Consider the following 15,166-nt stretch of genomic DNA (forward strand, 5'->3'; position numbering starts at 1 on the left):
CTCCTTAAATCACGACCAATTCAGCGTTCAATGCACCCGCTTCGCTCAGTGCTTGCAGGATAGACATTAAGTCAGTAGGTGTGGCACCTAAGCTGTTTACCGCAGTCACAATAGTGTTGAGCTCCGTGCCTGGAGGCCAAATCACCATTTGAGCTAAATCTTCGTTCACATCAAGATCCGTTTGGTTAACGACTTTCGTATCGCCATTTGCAAACGCATTTGGCTGACTGACTTGTTGTGATTCAGAAATTCGCACGGTTAAGTTGCCGTGGCTCACTGCCGCCTCACTCACTTTGACACTCTTACCGATCACGACCGTTCCCGTGCGAGAGTTAAAGACAATTCGAGCCGGCTTGCGGCCTTCCACGACGCTCATTTCTTCAAGCATCGACATCATCACTACGCGCTGTTGGGTATCTTTTGGTGCACGCATATCAATGCGCGCTTTATTGATCGCAACAGCAACGTTAGGCCCAAAAGTATTGTTAATTTCACGCGCGATATTTTTTGCCGTCGTGAAGCTTGGTTTACGCAGGTTTAAGGTGACTTCATCACGCTGGTTGAAATCAGTTTTGATTTCTCTCTCTAACGTCGCACCATTCGGGACGCGACCTGCCGTTGGCGTATTAACTTCGACTTTGGAGCCGCTTCGCCCTTCTGCAGACAAACCGCCCACCACGACGTTTCCTTGTGCAATGGCATACACTTCACCATCAATACCGCGTAAAGGCGTCAACAATAGCGTACCGCCACGGAGGCTTTTCGCGTCACCAATTGAAGACACGACCACGTCCAAAGTTTGTCCGGGGCCCGCCATTGGATCAACGGTTGCTGTCACGCTCACAGAAGCCACATTTCGTAGCTTAGGGTTCATACTGTCATCAATTTGAACCCCAAACTGACGGAGCATGTTGGTGATAGATTGAGAAGTAAATTTCACTTGGTTTCGGTCACCCTGGCCAGCTAAGCCAACCACCAAACCATAACCAACCAATTGGTTTTCTCGAATGCCGCGTACATCGACCAAGTCCATGATCGGAATTTCCACTTCAGCATGTGAAGTGGTTGGTAATCCCAAGGTCAACACCAATAGGAAAGACGTAAAGAAAGATTGCATTGTCTTCATTAGAAAGGTACCCATGGGCTGTTGAAGAATTGAGTTAGCCATCCGGCTGCGTTGCTGTCAGCCAGAGCTCCGCGACCTGCGTAGGTAATTCGTGCATCAGCAATTCGTTGAGAAGAAACTTGGTTGCTGCGATTAATATCATCCACACGAACAATGCCAGTGAGACGAATAAACTCATCTCCCTGGTTAAGGCGCAGCCATTTTTCGCCACTGATACGCAATACACCATTAGGTAACACCTCGTGTACCGTTACGGTGATAGCACCTTGCAGCTTGTTACCCTGTGAGCTTGAAGCGCTGCCATCAAAGTTGCGGCTGCCATCGACACTAACCCCTAACTCATCGAACGTTTTCGTTCCTATGGTCGGCGCCGCGAAGTTAACCGCTGAGCTTTTGCCAAACTTAGTACCCGCTTTTTTGCTCGATGAGGTTTCTTCTGATAGTTGAACCGTTAACACATCGCCAACTCGGTAAGCACGACGATCCTGAAACAGGGTCATCGTGTATTGGTGACGATAAAGGCTACCAGACTGGGTTTCCGGCAACGTGTAATCGAGCGTTGGTGGTGCATATTCCTCGGCATTTGGCTCAGGCGGAATAAATTCCTGACGGCCGGCACATCCCACCAGCAACACGGCGGCTACTGCCCAACTCTTAGAAAGCCATTTCATTGCTTTTTCCTTCATCATCACCAATTTCATACTTACATTGATTGCGAAACAAACTTCAGCATGTCATCTGCAGCAGAGACCACTTTCGCATTCATCTCATACGCACGTTGAGTCGTGATCATGTCGACCATCTCTTCCACTACTTGTACGTTTGAACCTTCCAATGCACCTTGCTTGATGAGGCCTGCGCCATCTTCACCAGCAATCAGTTCATCTGCCGGGCCGCTGGCTTCCGTTTCACGGAACAAGTTACCACCCACGGCCTCTAAGCCTGCTGGGTTAATGAATTTTGCGAGCGTGATTTGACCAAGCTGCTGTGGCGTTGGATCGTCCGCCGTCGTTGTTGTTACCGTGCCATCAACACCAACAGAGAATGAAGAGGCATTATCTGGGATCTGAATTTGTGGCTCTAACGGCAAGCCTTGGCTGTTCACCATTAAGCCTTCAGAGTTGACATGGAACTGACCATTACGTGTGTACATGATCTGTCCATCCGAGTTTTCGATTTGAAAGAAACCCTGTCCCATAACGGCAAGGTCCAACTCTTGTGTTGTATTTTGAGTGTTACCTTGCGTAAACACTTTTTGCGTGCCAACTACGCGAACACCGCTACCTAGCTGAATACCACTTGGCAACTCGTTAACTTGGTCTACTTGAGCACCAGGTTGACGCTGAATGCTGTAGAAAAGGTCTTCGAATACAACTCGGTCACGCTTAAAGCCAACTGTATTTACGTTCGCTAGGTTGTTAGAAATGGCAGTCATCTTCGTGTCCTGCGCTGCCATGCCTGTTTTACTTACCCATAATGCTGAATGCATTTTTTATTACTCCTTGCGGGGCGAGACTTATCTCGCCGCCATTAATTTATTACCAGCTTGTGCCAACGTCTCGGCCGTTTTCATCATGCGAACTTGCATCTCGAAGTTACGCGTTAACGACATCACGCTAATCAACTCATCAATGGCAGATACGTTACTGCCCTCAATGTGCTCAGGAGAAAGTTGCACCGTTTCATCGACAGCGAATGGCACGCCATCTACACTGTGCAGTAGGCTGTCACTCTCTTTTTGAAGTTGGTTCATTTCTGGTTTAACCAACTTCAACGTTCCAGCGACGATTTCTGCGCCACCACCTGGTGGAATCACGGATACTTGACCACGCTCGCTGATTTCAATCTTTTGATAATCAGGCACAACCAAAGGCCCATTTTCACCAAGAACAGGGAAACCATTGATGGTCATGGCACCAAAAGTGTCGACTTGGATATTGCCCGCTCGCGTGTACGCTTCGTTACCCGCAGGGGTTTCAACAGCAAGATAACCCTCACCCATGATGGCGACATCCAACGGGCGTCCCGTTTTCATAATGTCGCCAGAATCAAAACGCGTTGAGGCAGAGTTGGTCACAACCATAGTGCGACCATCAAAACCTGGGCCTTGCATTTCTACACTGCGCACGCGCTCCATATCCGCTCGAAAGCCAGCAGTATCAGCGTTTGATAAGTTGTTTGAACGCACGTGCTGAGCCTTAAGAACTCGACTCGCACCTGACGTTGCAGTAAATAACAAGCTATCCATGCAAAACTCCCATTACACCGCGTTAAACAAAGCTTGAGTTAGCTTGTCGCTGGTAGAGATGGTTTTCGCGTTTGCTTGGTAGTTACGCTGTGCGGTCATAAGCGCCACAAGCTCACTGGTTAGGTCAACGTTAGAACCTTCTAGCGCACCTGGGGTTAAATCACCCAACGTACCTGAACCAGGGACACCCATGATTGGCGCACCAGAGCTAAAGCTTTGAGTCCATGCCGTACCACTCACTTTTGCTAAACCTTGTGTGTTGGCGAAGTCTGCAAGTACAACTTGACCTTGCAGCTGTGATTGGCCGTTAGTGTAGGTCGCGTAAACCATGCCATTACCTTCAACGCGTACACCTGCAAGCTCACCGGATGTGTAACCGTTCGGGCTGTTAGTACTTACGCCGAATTTCGCACCAAACTGCGTGCTGCCTTTCAAGTTAATGTCGACACTCATCGCGTTTGCGCCTGCCGCAGGGAATGAAACATTAAACGGAGCCGTCGGTGAAGAAAGCGAACCGTCTTTGTCAAACGTTACTGGTACCGTTGTCACTGGTGTTGCGCCACCATCCACTTGAACATTCACTTCCCAAGAGTTAGAAGCGGTCTTAGTGAAGTACTGGGTTACCGTGTGCGAGTTACCCAGCGAGTCATAGACTTTTGTGGTGTAAGACGAATTGAATGAGTTTGGATCGTCCGGATTAAACGGCGTTACCGTTTTATCAATGGCAGACGCACTTGCATCAAAGTTTGCAACAAAATCAAGACCGTCTGTCGCTTTTGCATTCAGTGATGACGTAGATACTTGGATATTGCCCACAGAGCCTGTCATCAGGTTGTTGTTGCTATCCACACTGTAACCTTGCAGTTTTGCGCCACTGTTAGCTGTAACAAAGTTATCTTTATCTGTCGCGAATACACCTGAACGCGTGTATAGCGTTTGACCCATATTGTCTTTAGTGACAAAGAATCCGCCACCGTTGATCGCCAAGTCCATCGCACGGCCAGTTCCTGAGATACTGCCGTCTTTGTCGAAGTTCTGTGAAATTGACGCGACTTCTACACCACCAGGTTGCATGCCGTTGTATACTGCGGAGAATTCTGTGCGGCCACCTTTAAAACCATACGTTGATGCGTTGGCAATGTTGTGACTGATTGTGTTTAGCTCTGTGTTGGTCGCGTCCAGACCACTTAGTGCGATGTTAAAACTCATAAAAAGACCTCTGATTTCCCTATTTGGTTAAGCACCAAACTGAGTGATTTGATAGAAAGGAACGTTGCCAACGCCATGGACATTGACTAATGCTGCGCCGCCAGTATTTGGAATACGCACTTGCTCAACAGTGCCAGCCATGAGCACATTTGGACTTGCTTGCCCTTCTTGCACTTCTACTGCCACTGAGTATTTGCCTGGTTTAAGACCAAGTTCTTCAGGATTAATTGAAAAGTCGACGTCACCTTTGCCGTGAGCACCTAATGGCACTTTAGTAGATTGACCAAACTCATCTTTCACAACTAACGTCACTTGGTTTGAGCTATGAGCGAGTTCGATTTTTCCGTTCTGTACGCCTTCGCCAAGCTCAAATTCTTTGGAGTTGACGTAAACAGTTTGTCCGACGAGCCCCGCTGTCGATAGCACTTGCATGTTGTCGAGGAGAATCATGCTCTGTTGCATTGTCTTGGACATATTCTCGGTACTTTGAACTTGAGAGAATTGAGCCAACTGACCAACGTATTCAGTGCCATCAAGTGGGTTAAGTGGATCTTGGTTTTGGATCTGCGCCACCATCAAAGAAATGAATTCGTTCTCTAATGAAGAAGCACTGTTCATATCTTTAGGGTTTGGTGCAATGCCATTGTTCTCTTTTGCTTTAGTGTTCACAGGAGCATCAGACGATAAAGGTGTATATTGTGCGAGACTCATTAACTGCCCTGCCCTAATCTAAGCAGACCTTGCTGCATACTTTTCACATTTGATAACACTTCAACATTGGTTTCGAAGCTACGTGTCGCTGACATCATGTCTGCCATTTCAGCCACGACATCGATATCTGGGTAATACACATAACCTTCACCATTGGCCAACGGGTTGTTTGGCTCAAAGCGTTTCTCGGCTTCTCCCGCATTTTTCACAACGTCAACAATGCGAACTTCAGCATTGGGATAAACCCCGTTTTCCGTTGTCAGCTGCGCTTTTTGGTACACAGTCGCGAATACTGGCTTCAGCGCTTTATAAGCGTCATCTGGATTTGCAGACACCGCATCCGCGTTAGCTAAGTTACTGGCGACCGTGTTAAGACGCACAGTTTGTGCCGTCATCGCGGATCCAGTGATCGAGTAAATATCAGTGAATGACATAATTAACGTCCCTCAATCGCTTTCGTTAAGCCATTAAATTTCATGTTGAGAAACGTCAGGCTAGTTTGAAAGTCCATGTTGTTTTGCGTGAATTTCGCTTGTTCAACACCCAGTTCTACAGTGTTGCCATCTTTGCTGTTCTGGTAAGGCACCGAGTATTGGGCCTGAACCTGAAACTTAGGCACTGGTTTGTTCACACCGCCTGCAGCCACCTGGTTCATTACGGTGGTGAAACTTAGGTCTTTCGCCAAATACCCAGGGGTGTCAACATTTGCTAGGTTACTGGCAAGGACTTTGGTACGCTGAACGCGAAAATTAAGTGCCTCTGGATGTACACCTAAAGCATTTTCAAATGTGATCGCCATGCATCTTCCTTACAGTTGGCTCGAATACGCCAACATACAAACAAGATGCGTGCCATAAAAAATAGTTATATATATCAATGATTTACAAACAAGGATGGAAGCCAAACTTCCGGCTTACGGAAAGCATTAAAAGCAAGGGGAAAGTGCTTACTTCCTCAACATTAATGCTAACTCTGCTTGCTCTAGTACCAGGACAAACTTTCGCCAACACCTCTGGCAGAACCCTAAGCGTTGAGGAGATAAAATCTGTTGTAGCAGAGCATTTCAAACAAGAAGTGGCCCAAAATGCTCACTCTAACCAGTGGGGAGAATACCAACTGGATTTCGACATGTGGGTACCAGGCTCGGCGAATCACCTACCTGAGTGTGAGTCGCCTCTGGTCATCACTGGTCGCGACAATCAAGCGTTGCCAGTTGGAAACCTTAAGCGCTCAGTAAGTTGCGATGACATCGCTTCACCCTGGCGAATTAACGTCACGATAAAATCTTCTCTGACACTGCCTGTCTTGGTTGCCACAACCACGGTCGGTCGAAATGAAGTTGTGACTGCCAAGCACGTTAAACTGGAAACGCGCACCATCTCGCGACAAGACGATTTTTATACTCGCCCAGGACAAGCAATAGGCTTAGAAACCTCTCGCCGTTTACGTGCAGGGCAAGTGGTCAACCCATCCAATTTATCGGCTCCACCTTTAATCGAAAAAGGCAATGAAGTCATAGTGATTGCGAGCAAAAATGGATTTAGCGCCAGCACGAAAGGAGTCGCCTTAGAAGATGGTGCGAAAGGGCAACAAATTGAAGTAGAAAACCTAAGTTCTGGCAAGGTCATTAGAGCTGTCGTAACCGGGTTAAACCAGGTTCATACTCAATTTTGATTTTGGACTCAGAGTAACATTTTTTAATTTTGGCTCTCGTCAGTAACGCTGAATTTCGAGTACAAAAAAAATATTTAATGTTTATCACATCCTAACCGCCTACTTAATTTAGAACATGATGATGAGGACCACAGCATGAAAATCGACAAAGTCGCGGGCGGTCATGTCCCACAAACAAAATTACAGCAAGCAAGCAAACAGCCTGTCGACATCGTCGAACAGAGCAAGGTACACGAGCCTGCATTTCAAGCGAATACCGTAGCGATAGATCGCGCTCAAGCTGAAATGGCATCACTACCTGATGTTGATATGGAAAAAGTAGAACAAGTACGTAACGCATTAGCGCGTGGCGAACTTAGCCTAGATACCAAAGCACTATCAAAGGCGATCATGCAATTCCATACAGGTCACGAGTAATAACACACTAGGAAGAGATCATGGCAAGCGCAGTATCGCAGCGAATTCAACAATTTATTCGCTCAATACCTGAGGATATCAAGCTCTATCAACAACTTATCCCTTTGCTTCAACAGCAAAAAACGTTGTACTTAAAGTTTGATGGTGAGGCACTGAGCAACAATGTTCAGAAACAAATGCCAATACTCAATAAACTTAGCCGCTCAGCCAGTGATAGAAGCCAGTGTATGCGAGAGCTGGGGTTAGCGTGTAATGACGCCAGCGTAAAACGAATTTTCAATGCTTTGCCTGCCCAAATAGGTATGCAAGCTAGAAAACAATGGGCGCTATTGGAAACGTTGGTAAGTCAGTGCCAACAATACAATCAGAGCAATGGCCACAGCTCTGCGGCGTTCCATGAGTTGGTCAGTCAACTCAAACAACCTGTGCAACACACTTATGAAGATAAATCGTTCTAAACGATGTTCGTCTTGCCTACAGATTCAGTCGCCATCTCGGCTGAGTACTGTAGGCCTTTTTATTTTTATCGCCTTACTATCCTGCCTTTCAATCACCTGCCAGGCGAAACCAAGCTCAGCTGATATTCAAACGCAATATCAAGTTTTAGCCCCATACAAGCCACAAATTGCCAAGCGTCTCGATTCATCCAGTCCGGTGATTCATCACATTTTCAAACAACTGCAAAGCCACTCTTTACCAAAGAGTCTAGCCTTAGTGCCAATGTTGGAATCCTCTTACAACCCCAAAGCCGTTTCTCATGCCAACGCCGCCGGACTTTGGCAACTGATACCAGCAACAGCTCAACGATTCGGGTTGACTGTAGATACAAAACAAGACGATCGCTTTGATACAGAAGCAAGCACAGCTGCAGCACTCAAGTATCTGACGTTTTTATACAACAAATTCGATCAAAACATGGCGCTGACATTAGCGGCCTACAATGCAGGCGAAGGGCGTGTCGCACGCGCTATTCAGCGAGCAGGCAGTAACGACTTTCAGAAGCTCACACTACCTAAAGAGACTCGCCAATACGTTAGTCGATTCTTCGCGCTGGAAAAGTTGATAGATATCGGTCAGTTACAATCCTCATCATTTCAACCTTTACACTTATTTGCTTCAGATGCTCCGATGGTTTCGCAACCGCTGATCGACTTTAGCCCACTACCTCCGTTGGTCAGTTTGTGATAAAAATCACGACAAAATCCAATGTCAGAAAAACGTAAAATTACAAGATCGTGTTCGGCCAATTTGAAAACTCGTGATCTCTATGCAAACGTGTGCAAAAAAGTTGAGGTAAGGTATCTCAAAGATAAGAAAGAGTAGTGGTTTATTAAAAGATACCCAAATTGCGCTTGCCAATTGGGTAGATATGCGTCACATTGCGTTTGCAAAAAACATGAAAACCAATGGTTGGACCTAATAATTATTTACACACTAAATGTAAAACAGCTATTGTTTTCATAGTTCGAAACAAATTTAAAATATCAAGATGACGCTTCGCTTGCGCGTCTGGAATAAGTCCGGGTTCCGGGGGGGAGTCCGGACTTTTTTTATCGATTTAAAGTCTCACCTATCAACAGAACAACGAGAGGGTAGGTCACTATGAGGCAAGCTAAGTTATTTATAGTAATTCTTTAGAAATCAACTGAAGCAAAAACGTTTCGCGCTCGATGCTCATGCCTTTTTTCGGGCTTTCTGCCATGGTCTTTTCATTGTGCGCTATCGCTTCGTGAATGTTCATCCATACTGGTCGCATTCCATTTTTAACTTCATAGTCTTCATAAGCCGTTTCGCCTAACTCACGATCGATTTTACATGTATAGCAATACGACACCATGTGCATTACGTCAGCGTCGTCTTTGTACCAAGGACGAAACTCCTCAAAGATCCCGAAAGGCTTAATACCATGGATATTCTGCGCGCCGGTTTCTTCTTCTAGTTCACGAACTAGTCCAGCAATCACATCTTCACCATCATCAATACCACCACCTGGTAAAGTGTAGTCATGGTAACGCTCTGTATAGAGCAACAACACATCTTCACCATCTAGTACGATGGCGCGTGCCGCATTGCGCTGGAAAATAATTTTGTCGTCCAAGTGCTCAATGTCCGGATGAACGGTCGATTTTAAGTGTCTCATCGAAAATACCACTGTCATGTTTTGCGCGCATATTACCGAACTTCACGCTTTAAATCATCGTTGTCGGTCCAAACGCGTTCAAGACATTGGTTTGAACGCAACGGTTCTAACCTTCGTAACAATCCGCAACAAATAGAAGTGTGACGTGATAACCAGTAAAAGATGAGAATATCTAAATTCTTATACGCCCCTCTTACTTTTAACATCGATAAGACAATAATCTCTGAAAGTTGCCTATAATCAATACAATACTCGCCCACCCCATGCGGAGATAAAGAATGAAAAAGACAAATTTAATGATGGCTATGGCTGCAACGTTGGTACTGGCTGGTTGTTCAACTTACGAAGGTGCCACTCGCTCGACTGAGTATACCTCCGTCGCAAATCCTGCAGCCGTTTACTGTGTTCAGCAAGGTGGTGAGTTGGATACCGTTTCGGAAAATGGCGAACGTGTGACTTACTGCGTGCTGTCTGACGATAATCGTGTCGAGCAATGGGAATACTATCGCGACAATCATAAAGAAAGTGAGAGTGGCGACTACTAAATTTTTTTGTCGACACGTCAGATTCCCTCTATCACTTAGGAGCCTTTAGGCTCCTTTTTTATTTGATTTATCAAAACTTTCTCACTTCATTTTTACATACCTCTGACTTTACCGCACATCGATACTATATCGAACAGTGTTCTATTCCTGACATTCCTCTGACATAACTTTCCACTTGGACAATAAAATTCCAAACACAGATCACACTAATTCACATTTCTTCCACATTTTCTGGAACAGGTGAGCAAGATGAAAACACAAATAGTAAAAGAAGCCGAGTCAGCCCCAAGCAACGTTGTTACTGAAGAGTCAAAGCGCATCATTTATAAATCGAGTTTAAGCGCATTAATGATTGTCGCTATCAGTATTCTCGTTAACCTCAGTCTTCGCCTTGATTATGTCGTGTTGGGTTCGAGCCTTGGTGAGCTTTCCATAACAGAAACACTCCAGCTTGTGATGCTCGCGATTGCGTCATGGTCATTTTTTAGCCTATCTAAACAACAGCCTCAGCTAAAGCATGCTGCCATTTTGATTGCCGGCTTTTTCGCGGTGCTCATTATTCGTGAAACAGACTATTGGACAGACATGATTAGTCATGGTTCTTGGGTTTTCCCTGCGCTAGCTGTAACCGCACTGGCTTGCGCCAAAGCTTACCAAGGTGGTAAAGGTACCATGAACGAAATGGCGACCATCTTAACGGTTCCCCACATGAAACTGTTAATTGGTGCCGTGATGCTATTGTTGGTCTTCTCTCGCTTGTATGGCATGGGCAGTTTTTGGCAACAAGTGATGGACGAGAACTACATCCGTGATGTTAAAAATATTTCGGAAGAAGGCATGGAACTCCTTTGCTACTGTTTGATCGCATTGAGCGCAGTCCGCACAAAACGCGAACTTAATGAATAGACTCAGGATCCAAGCGGCGGTTCAATGCAGTTAATATCGGATGAACGATCCTTAACGCTTGTTCCGCAGCTCCTACAGATTCATCCAAGGCCGTCATTTCGATGGCCTTTTTCATATCTTCAATCTGTTGCAAACTATCTTTATCGAGTGGTAAAGCGAGCAATTGCTGAATGGCATGTCTAGCGATCATAAGCGGCTTCTTTCGGACAACCGATAAGTCTCGTAAAAATGCTCCCTGCTTGACCCCTTCTAAATAAACTCGGTAAGTCGTGAGTTCATCCAGTAATAAAAATGCCACCGCCACAGACCCTTTATGTGGGTATGGTACGCTGATATGTTTGTTGATATCCAATGGTAAGTTGAGAGTAACGCCCATGGAGGCGCACTCAGATTTTAGTACTCGTAATAATCCCTGCTCATCCATCAAGGTTTGGATTTCTATGATTCGCTCAAGGTGGTAGTCATTCGACAACAAGGTGACCTCAACCGAACGCGCTGACCATAACTGGAACAAACCACTATCACACAAAACGCGAGAAGCGTAACGCATGTTCTGAAACGTATTTAAAGAACGATTTTCTAAAAGTACTTGATGTTCAGGGAACGGATGCACAGCGGCCGCATTTAGAGATTTAAAATAACTGTACATTGCATCTGCTTCAGAAATGCATTGGCCTTGCGTTAATCCACCACAAAAAATAATCGCCGTTCGCTCTGTCGGCAATGACGCAATCGTATTAGATAAGGCTTCGACTCTTGTTACCCCTTCAACGGTCAATCTGCTATTGACGAGGCGTTTACCTAAAACGATGACCACATTGTCTAACTTCATTTCAAAATCTCGCGCTTAGTTGGCAGTGTTACAAAAATCTTCTTTCACTCCCGGCCTACAGGCCTTAACATCTAGTTAACAACACTGTTCTAGAGACCTTTATAAAGGTTCACTGCTAAAGGAAGTCAATTATGCTGTCGATTTTCGATATATTTAAGATTGGTGTCGGGCCTTCTAGCTCCCACACTAATGGTCCTATGCTTGCCGGATTCCATTTCACTCAACTAGTTAGCGACTCTATGGCGAAAGTGCATCGGGTGCAAGTGGACCTTTATGGCTCATTATCGCTCACTGGTAGAGGGCACCACACAGACCGAGCCACTGTCCTTGGTTTGATGGGAAATAAACCCGATACCATCAAAATGAGTAGCGCTAAAAGTGCGCTACAAAATACTATAGACAACAATACGCTGCTGCTCGCTGGTACGCACCAGATTGAGTTTAGCTACGACCATGACATCGTCTTTCATAGTGACAACCTTCCCCTGCATGAAAACGGAATGACGATTACTGCACTAGACGCTGCGGGAGACCAAGTGGCGTTTGAAATTTATTATTCCATCGGAGGCGGATTCATCGCCACCGCTGACGAACTAGAAAACGGCACGCAACAAGATGAAGTCGCGGTACCATTTCCTTTCACATCAGCGGATGAGATGCTGGAAAAAGCCGAGACTAACGGTTTTAGTTTGGGAGGTATGATTCTACAAAACGAACTGGCATTCCGCTCAGATGAAGAAATTAGCCAAAGAGCAGAACAAATATGGAAAGTGATGTCGCTCTGCATGCAACGTGGTTTCGATACGGAAGGGATTTTAGAAGGTGGTCTCAATGTCACTCGTCGTGCACCAAACCTTTTGAAGAAGCTCGAAGCCAACGCTGCAGTTGAGAATGATCCAATGGAGATCATGGATTGGATTAACCTCTTTGCCTTTGCGGTTAGCGAAGAAAATGCAGCTGGCGGACAAGTCGTTACTTCTCCAACTAATGGCGCTGCAGGGGTGATTCCGGCGGTATTGATGTACTACCATCGCTTCATCAAAGAGCTTGATATTAAACAGCTGAAAGATTTTCTTGCAGTCGCTGGCGCTATCGGCATCTTATACAAAACTAACGCGTCAATTTCCGGCGCCGAAGTGGGTTGTCAGGGAGAGGTCGGGGTTTCTTCATCCATGGCAGCCGCTGGTTTAACGGCGCTCAGAGGCGGCAGTAACGAGCAGATTTGTATTGCTGCGGAAATTGCGATGGAGCATTCATTAGGAATGACTTGTGACCCGATCGGCGGCTTGGTTCAAGTGCCTTGCATTGAAAGAAATGCCATGGGCGCAATGAAAGCCATTAATGCCTCACGTATGGCATTAAAGCGCACGAGCAAATGCCTTATTTCATTAGATAAAGTTATCGAAACCATGTATCAAACTGGTAAAGATATGAACAAAAAATACCGTGAAACTTCCTTAGGTGGCTTGGCCGTCATTCATATGGCACCGCCATGCGAATAGTCAAATAAGCCCGCTATATCATTGCTGGCGATGCACTTCGTCAGCAATTTCCTTTCTCGCAAGACCTCTTTTTATTTGCCAGTAATCCTATAAAACCCCCTTTAGTCCCAATCAGTAATAAATACAACAAAATTCAACAAAAACAGAATTAAGCACTGCTTTATTCAAATTGATCTAGAACAACACATTAGCACTTAGTCACCTAAGCATTAGAAAATATAGTGCAGCATTTCCACGTTATGCGACAATTATTTCAATACTCAATCTTTCGTTTCATTACTATTTAATAGAAATAACAATACCTACCTTTCTCCGCTAATGTGAGTACAAAATTATGTGGAATAAACTCAATAAATCCATGATGTTCTGCCAAATGATGTTTGGCTTATCATTTTACGGTGTATTAGTAAGTCTAACTCGATTTTTTCTAGAGGATCTAAATTACAACGAAGCCGATACGATGATGATCGTTGGTGCTTTTTCGGCGATCGGGCCACTTTTCGCGATTGCGGGCGGCTTTATTGCAGATAAGTTTTTAGGCGCTTATCGCTCACTTTCTATCGCATATTTCGCTTTTGCATCCGGTTACGTATTGCTCGTGTTGGGGGCTTCTGCTTCTAACGTTCCACTTTCACTGTGTGGTATTGCGCTCGCCAGTTATGGCCGCGGCCTGATGTCACCCTCTTACCCTAGCCTCTATAAACGAACGTTCAAATCACAAGAAGATTTTGAAAAAGGATACCCAATCAATTATTCAGTGAATAATGTTGGCGCCTTTTTAGGTCAATATTTGTTCCCAATGATTGTCCTTGTGATCGGCTTTAATGGCGGTTTTACCATCTCTGCTGTTATGGCAGCAGCGGCATTGATCATGCTATTGGTATTCCGCAAAGATCTTGTTGGCGTAGCCTCTGAGCTTGATCAAAAAACCGTAAGTTTAAAAAACTGGGTACTTTTTGCATTGATTTCATTGGCAATGATCGCGTTGGTATTTTTCATGTTTTCAAACATGGATATTGGCCAAAATATCGTATACGCCATCGGAGGGGCGGCGATCGCATACTTCATATCTCTGATGCTTAAAGCAAGCAAAGCTGAGTCTTTGAAGATGGGGACCATCTTAATTGTGACCTTGCTGACAACCTGTTTCTTTGTTTACTACGGACAAATGATGACCTCGATGAACATGGTTGCTATCAACACATTAAAAGGCTCTCTATTTGGTTTTATTCCGCTCGAACCAGAAGCAGCAATGGCAATGAACCCGCTTTGGTGTATGGTTGGTGGTCCTATCGTAGCTGGCTTTTTTGGGTTGCTGGAAAAGCGAGATATCTACCTCTCTACCGCGACAAAAATCGCCTTGGCATTTGTACTGACCGCAATAGCGTTTGGTATCTTGACGTTTGCCGTGACTACCGTGGGTGAAGATGTCGTGATCATGCCAGAAATCTTTCTCGCTATTCACTTCTTCCAGGCGATTGCAGAAGTCATCGTGGGTTCGATGGTCGTAGCGTTTATTCTTTCCGTCGCGCCGAAGCACATCGAAAACTTCTCTGTGAGCCTATTTTCTGTGGCAATCGCATTAAGCGGTATTATTGGTGCTGCATTCTCAACCTCTATCGCGTTAGAGAAAGGACAGACCATCACACAAGACATTGTACAAAACGTATATGGTGATTATTTCCAATTACTCACTGTCCTTGCTGTCGTGATGGTCGCTATCGCAATGGCAGCGTCACTCATTATTCGCAAGATGCTTGATGCGGCGAAAGAAAGCGATACTCAAGCGCAACCAGTCGAGATCGAAGCTGGGGTTGAAGTTCAAAGCTGAGTTTGATGATTTACCTATCTCAAAA

At 45.4% G+C, this 15,166-nt stretch carries 18 protein-coding genes; 8 read left to right on the plus strand and 10 right to left on the minus strand.

Going from position 1 to position 15,166, the window contains the following annotated elements; all coding sequences use genetic code 11:
- Positions 1-4: 4 nt before the first annotated feature.
- From FKN16_RS02850 to flgB, 8 genes are read right to left on the minus strand one after another with little or no spacing between them, the layout of a single operon-like run.
- Positions 5-1,126, minus strand: a complete 1,122-nt coding sequence (locus FKN16_RS02850) for a flagellar basal body P-ring protein FlgI (RefSeq protein WP_031780462.1) — start codon at positions 1,124-1,126, stop codon at positions 5-7.
- A complete protein-coding gene (gene flgH / locus FKN16_RS02855; protein ID WP_005395295.1) occupies positions 1,126-1,797 on the minus strand; it encodes a flagellar basal body L-ring protein FlgH in 672 nt (223 codons plus the stop codon). The genes FKN16_RS02850 and flgH overlap by 1 nt, the downstream gene beginning before the upstream one ends.
- Positions 1,798-1,829: 32 nt before the next feature.
- Positions 1,830-2,615 (minus strand): flagellar basal-body rod protein FlgG, encoded by a 786-nt coding sequence (gene flgG, locus FKN16_RS02860; protein WP_005395297.1) that lies wholly within the window; start codon positions 2,613-2,615, stop codon positions 1,830-1,832.
- Between the two features lie 27 nt (positions 2,616-2,642).
- Positions 2,643-3,374, minus strand: a complete 732-nt coding sequence (flgF, locus tag FKN16_RS02865) for a flagellar basal-body rod protein FlgF (RefSeq protein ID WP_170901947.1) — start codon at positions 3,372-3,374, stop codon at positions 2,643-2,645.
- A 12-nt stretch (positions 3,375-3,386) separates the two neighbouring features.
- Positions 3,387-4,583, minus strand: coding sequence for a flagellar hook protein FlgE (gene flgE / locus FKN16_RS02870; protein WP_046873843.1), 1,197 nt, complete (start codon positions 4,581-4,583; stop codon positions 3,387-3,389).
- 27 nt (positions 4,584-4,610) lie between these two features.
- Positions 4,611-5,294, minus strand: coding sequence for a flagellar hook assembly protein FlgD (flgD, locus tag FKN16_RS02875; RefSeq protein ID WP_170901948.1), 684 nt, complete (start codon positions 5,292-5,294; stop codon positions 4,611-4,613).
- Positions 5,294-5,728 carry a flagellar basal body rod protein FlgC gene (flgC, locus tag FKN16_RS02880; protein ID WP_005395305.1) on the minus strand — a complete coding sequence of 145 codons (435 nt, stop codon included), beginning with the start codon at positions 5,726-5,728 and terminating at the stop codon, positions 5,294-5,296. The genes flgD and flgC overlap by 1 nt, the downstream gene beginning before the upstream one ends.
- 2 nt (positions 5,729-5,730) lie before the next feature.
- On the minus strand, positions 5,731-6,093 hold the full coding sequence (flgB, locus tag FKN16_RS02885) for a flagellar basal body rod protein FlgB (protein ID WP_005395306.1): 363 nt from the start codon (positions 6,091-6,093) through the stop codon (positions 5,731-5,733).
- 77 nt (positions 6,094-6,170) lie between these two features.
- On the opposite strand from flgB, the gene flgA reads away from it, so the two are divergent.
- From flgA to FKN16_RS02905, 4 genes are all read left to right on the plus strand, one after another.
- Positions 6,171-6,968: a flagellar basal body P-ring formation chaperone FlgA gene (flgA, locus tag FKN16_RS02890; RefSeq protein ID WP_047008010.1), complete on the plus strand. Its 798-nt coding sequence runs from the start codon at positions 6,171-6,173 to the stop codon at positions 6,966-6,968.
- A gap of 135 nt (positions 6,969-7,103) precedes the next feature.
- Complete coding sequence (flgM, locus tag FKN16_RS02895; protein ID WP_005395308.1) at positions 7,104-7,385, plus strand: flagellar biosynthesis anti-sigma factor FlgM; 282 nt, start codon at positions 7,104-7,106, stop codon at positions 7,383-7,385.
- A 20-nt stretch (positions 7,386-7,405) separates the two neighbouring features.
- The gene (flgN, locus tag FKN16_RS02900) at positions 7,406-7,843 is read left to right on the plus strand and encodes a flagellar export chaperone FlgN (protein WP_006741304.1); all 438 of its coding nucleotides are present in this window, start codon (positions 7,406-7,408) and stop codon (positions 7,841-7,843) included.
- Entirely contained in the window at positions 7,824-8,570 is a 747-nt protein-coding gene (locus tag FKN16_RS02905) for a lytic transglycosylase domain-containing protein (protein ID WP_104972265.1), read from the plus strand. The genes flgN and FKN16_RS02905 overlap by 20 nt, the downstream gene beginning before the upstream one ends.
- A 436-nt stretch (positions 8,571-9,006) precedes the next feature.
- On the opposite strand, the gene FKN16_RS02910 is transcribed toward FKN16_RS02905, so the two are convergent.
- On the minus strand, positions 9,007-9,525 hold the full coding sequence (locus tag FKN16_RS02910) for an NUDIX hydrolase (protein WP_005395311.1): 519 nt from the start codon (positions 9,523-9,525) through the stop codon (positions 9,007-9,009).
- A gap of 278 nt (positions 9,526-9,803) precedes the next feature.
- Here FKN16_RS02910 and FKN16_RS02915 point away from each other — a divergent pair, with 278 nt between their 5' ends.
- Positions 9,804-10,070, plus strand: a complete 267-nt coding sequence (locus tag FKN16_RS02915; protein WP_005395313.1) for a DUF333 domain-containing protein — start codon at positions 9,804-9,806, stop codon at positions 10,068-10,070.
- 249 nt (positions 10,071-10,319) lie between these two features.
- Complete coding sequence (locus FKN16_RS02920; RefSeq protein WP_139060786.1) at positions 10,320-10,976, plus strand: hypothetical protein; 657 nt, start codon at positions 10,320-10,322, stop codon at positions 10,974-10,976.
- Here FKN16_RS02920 and FKN16_RS02925 read toward each other — a convergent pair.
- Positions 10,966-11,808, minus strand: a complete 843-nt coding sequence (locus tag FKN16_RS02925; protein WP_170901949.1) for a YdcF family protein — start codon at positions 11,806-11,808, stop codon at positions 10,966-10,968. The genes FKN16_RS02920 and FKN16_RS02925 overlap by 11 nt on opposite strands.
- 131 nt (positions 11,809-11,939) lie before the next feature.
- On the opposite strand from FKN16_RS02925, the gene FKN16_RS02930 reads away from it, so the two are divergent.
- Both FKN16_RS02930 and FKN16_RS02935 read left to right on the plus strand, forming a co-directional pair.
- Complete coding sequence (locus FKN16_RS02930) at positions 11,940-13,310, plus strand: L-serine ammonia-lyase (RefSeq protein ID WP_005395319.1); 1,371 nt, start codon at positions 11,940-11,942, stop codon at positions 13,308-13,310.
- A 334-nt stretch (positions 13,311-13,644) separates the two neighbouring features.
- The gene (locus tag FKN16_RS02935; RefSeq protein WP_170901950.1) at positions 13,645-15,141 is read left to right on the plus strand and encodes an MFS transporter; all 1,497 of its coding nucleotides are present in this window, start codon (positions 13,645-13,647) and stop codon (positions 15,139-15,141) included.
- Positions 15,142-15,166: the final 25 nt, after the last annotated feature.

It is taken from the genome of Vibrio sp. 11-4(1), assembly GCF_013048625.1.
Lineage (GTDB): Bacteria > Pseudomonadota > Gammaproteobacteria > Enterobacterales > Vibrionaceae > Vibrio > Vibrio diabolicus.

Coding starts and splice junctions, on each gene's coding strand:
- FKN16_RS02850 (WP_031780462.1), bottom strand. CDS start 1,126: ATGAAGACAATGCAATCTTTCTTTACGTCTTTCCTATTGGTGTTGACC.
- flgH (WP_005395295.1), bottom strand. CDS start 1,797: ATGAAATGGCTTTCTAAGAGTTGGGCAGTAGCCGCCGTGTTGCTGGTG.
- flgG (WP_005395297.1), bottom strand. CDS start 2,615: ATGCATTCAGCATTATGGGTAAGTAAAACAGGCATGGCAGCGCAGGAC.
- flgF (WP_170901947.1), bottom strand. CDS start 3,374: ATGGATAGCTTGTTATTTACTGCAACGTCAGGTGCGAGTCGAGTTCTT.
- flgE (WP_046873843.1), bottom strand. CDS start 4,583: ATGAGTTTTAACATCGCACTAAGTGGTCTGGACGCGACCAACACAGAG.
- flgD (WP_170901948.1), bottom strand. CDS start 5,294: ATGAGTCTCGCACAATATACACCTTTATCGTCTGATGCTCCTGTGAAC.
- flgC (WP_005395305.1), bottom strand. CDS start 5,728: ATGTCATTCACTGATATTTACTCGATCACTGGATCCGCGATGACGGCA.
- flgB (WP_005395306.1), bottom strand. CDS start 6,093: ATGGCGATCACATTTGAAAATGCTTTAGGTGTACATCCAGAGGCACTT.
- flgA (WP_047008010.1), top strand. CDS start 6,171: ATGATTTACAAACAAGGATGGAAGCCAAACTTCCGGCTTACGGAAAGC.
- flgM (WP_005395308.1), top strand. CDS start 7,104: ATGAAAATCGACAAAGTCGCGGGCGGTCATGTCCCACAAACAAAATTA.
- flgN (WP_006741304.1), top strand. CDS start 7,406: ATGGCAAGCGCAGTATCGCAGCGAATTCAACAATTTATTCGCTCAATA.
- FKN16_RS02905 (WP_104972265.1), top strand. CDS start 7,824: ATGAAGATAAATCGTTCTAAACGATGTTCGTCTTGCCTACAGATTCAG.
- FKN16_RS02910 (WP_005395311.1), bottom strand. CDS start 9,525: ATGAGACACTTAAAATCGACCGTTCATCCGGACATTGAGCACTTGGAC.
- FKN16_RS02915 (WP_005395313.1), top strand. CDS start 9,804: ATGAAAAAGACAAATTTAATGATGGCTATGGCTGCAACGTTGGTACTG.
- FKN16_RS02920 (WP_139060786.1), top strand. CDS start 10,320: ATGAAAACACAAATAGTAAAAGAAGCCGAGTCAGCCCCAAGCAACGTT.
- FKN16_RS02925 (WP_170901949.1), bottom strand. CDS start 11,808: ATGAAGTTAGACAATGTGGTCATCGTTTTAGGTAAACGCCTCGTCAAT.
- FKN16_RS02930 (WP_005395319.1), top strand. CDS start 11,940: ATGCTGTCGATTTTCGATATATTTAAGATTGGTGTCGGGCCTTCTAGC.
- FKN16_RS02935 (WP_170901950.1), top strand. CDS start 13,645: ATGTGGAATAAACTCAATAAATCCATGATGTTCTGCCAAATGATGTTT.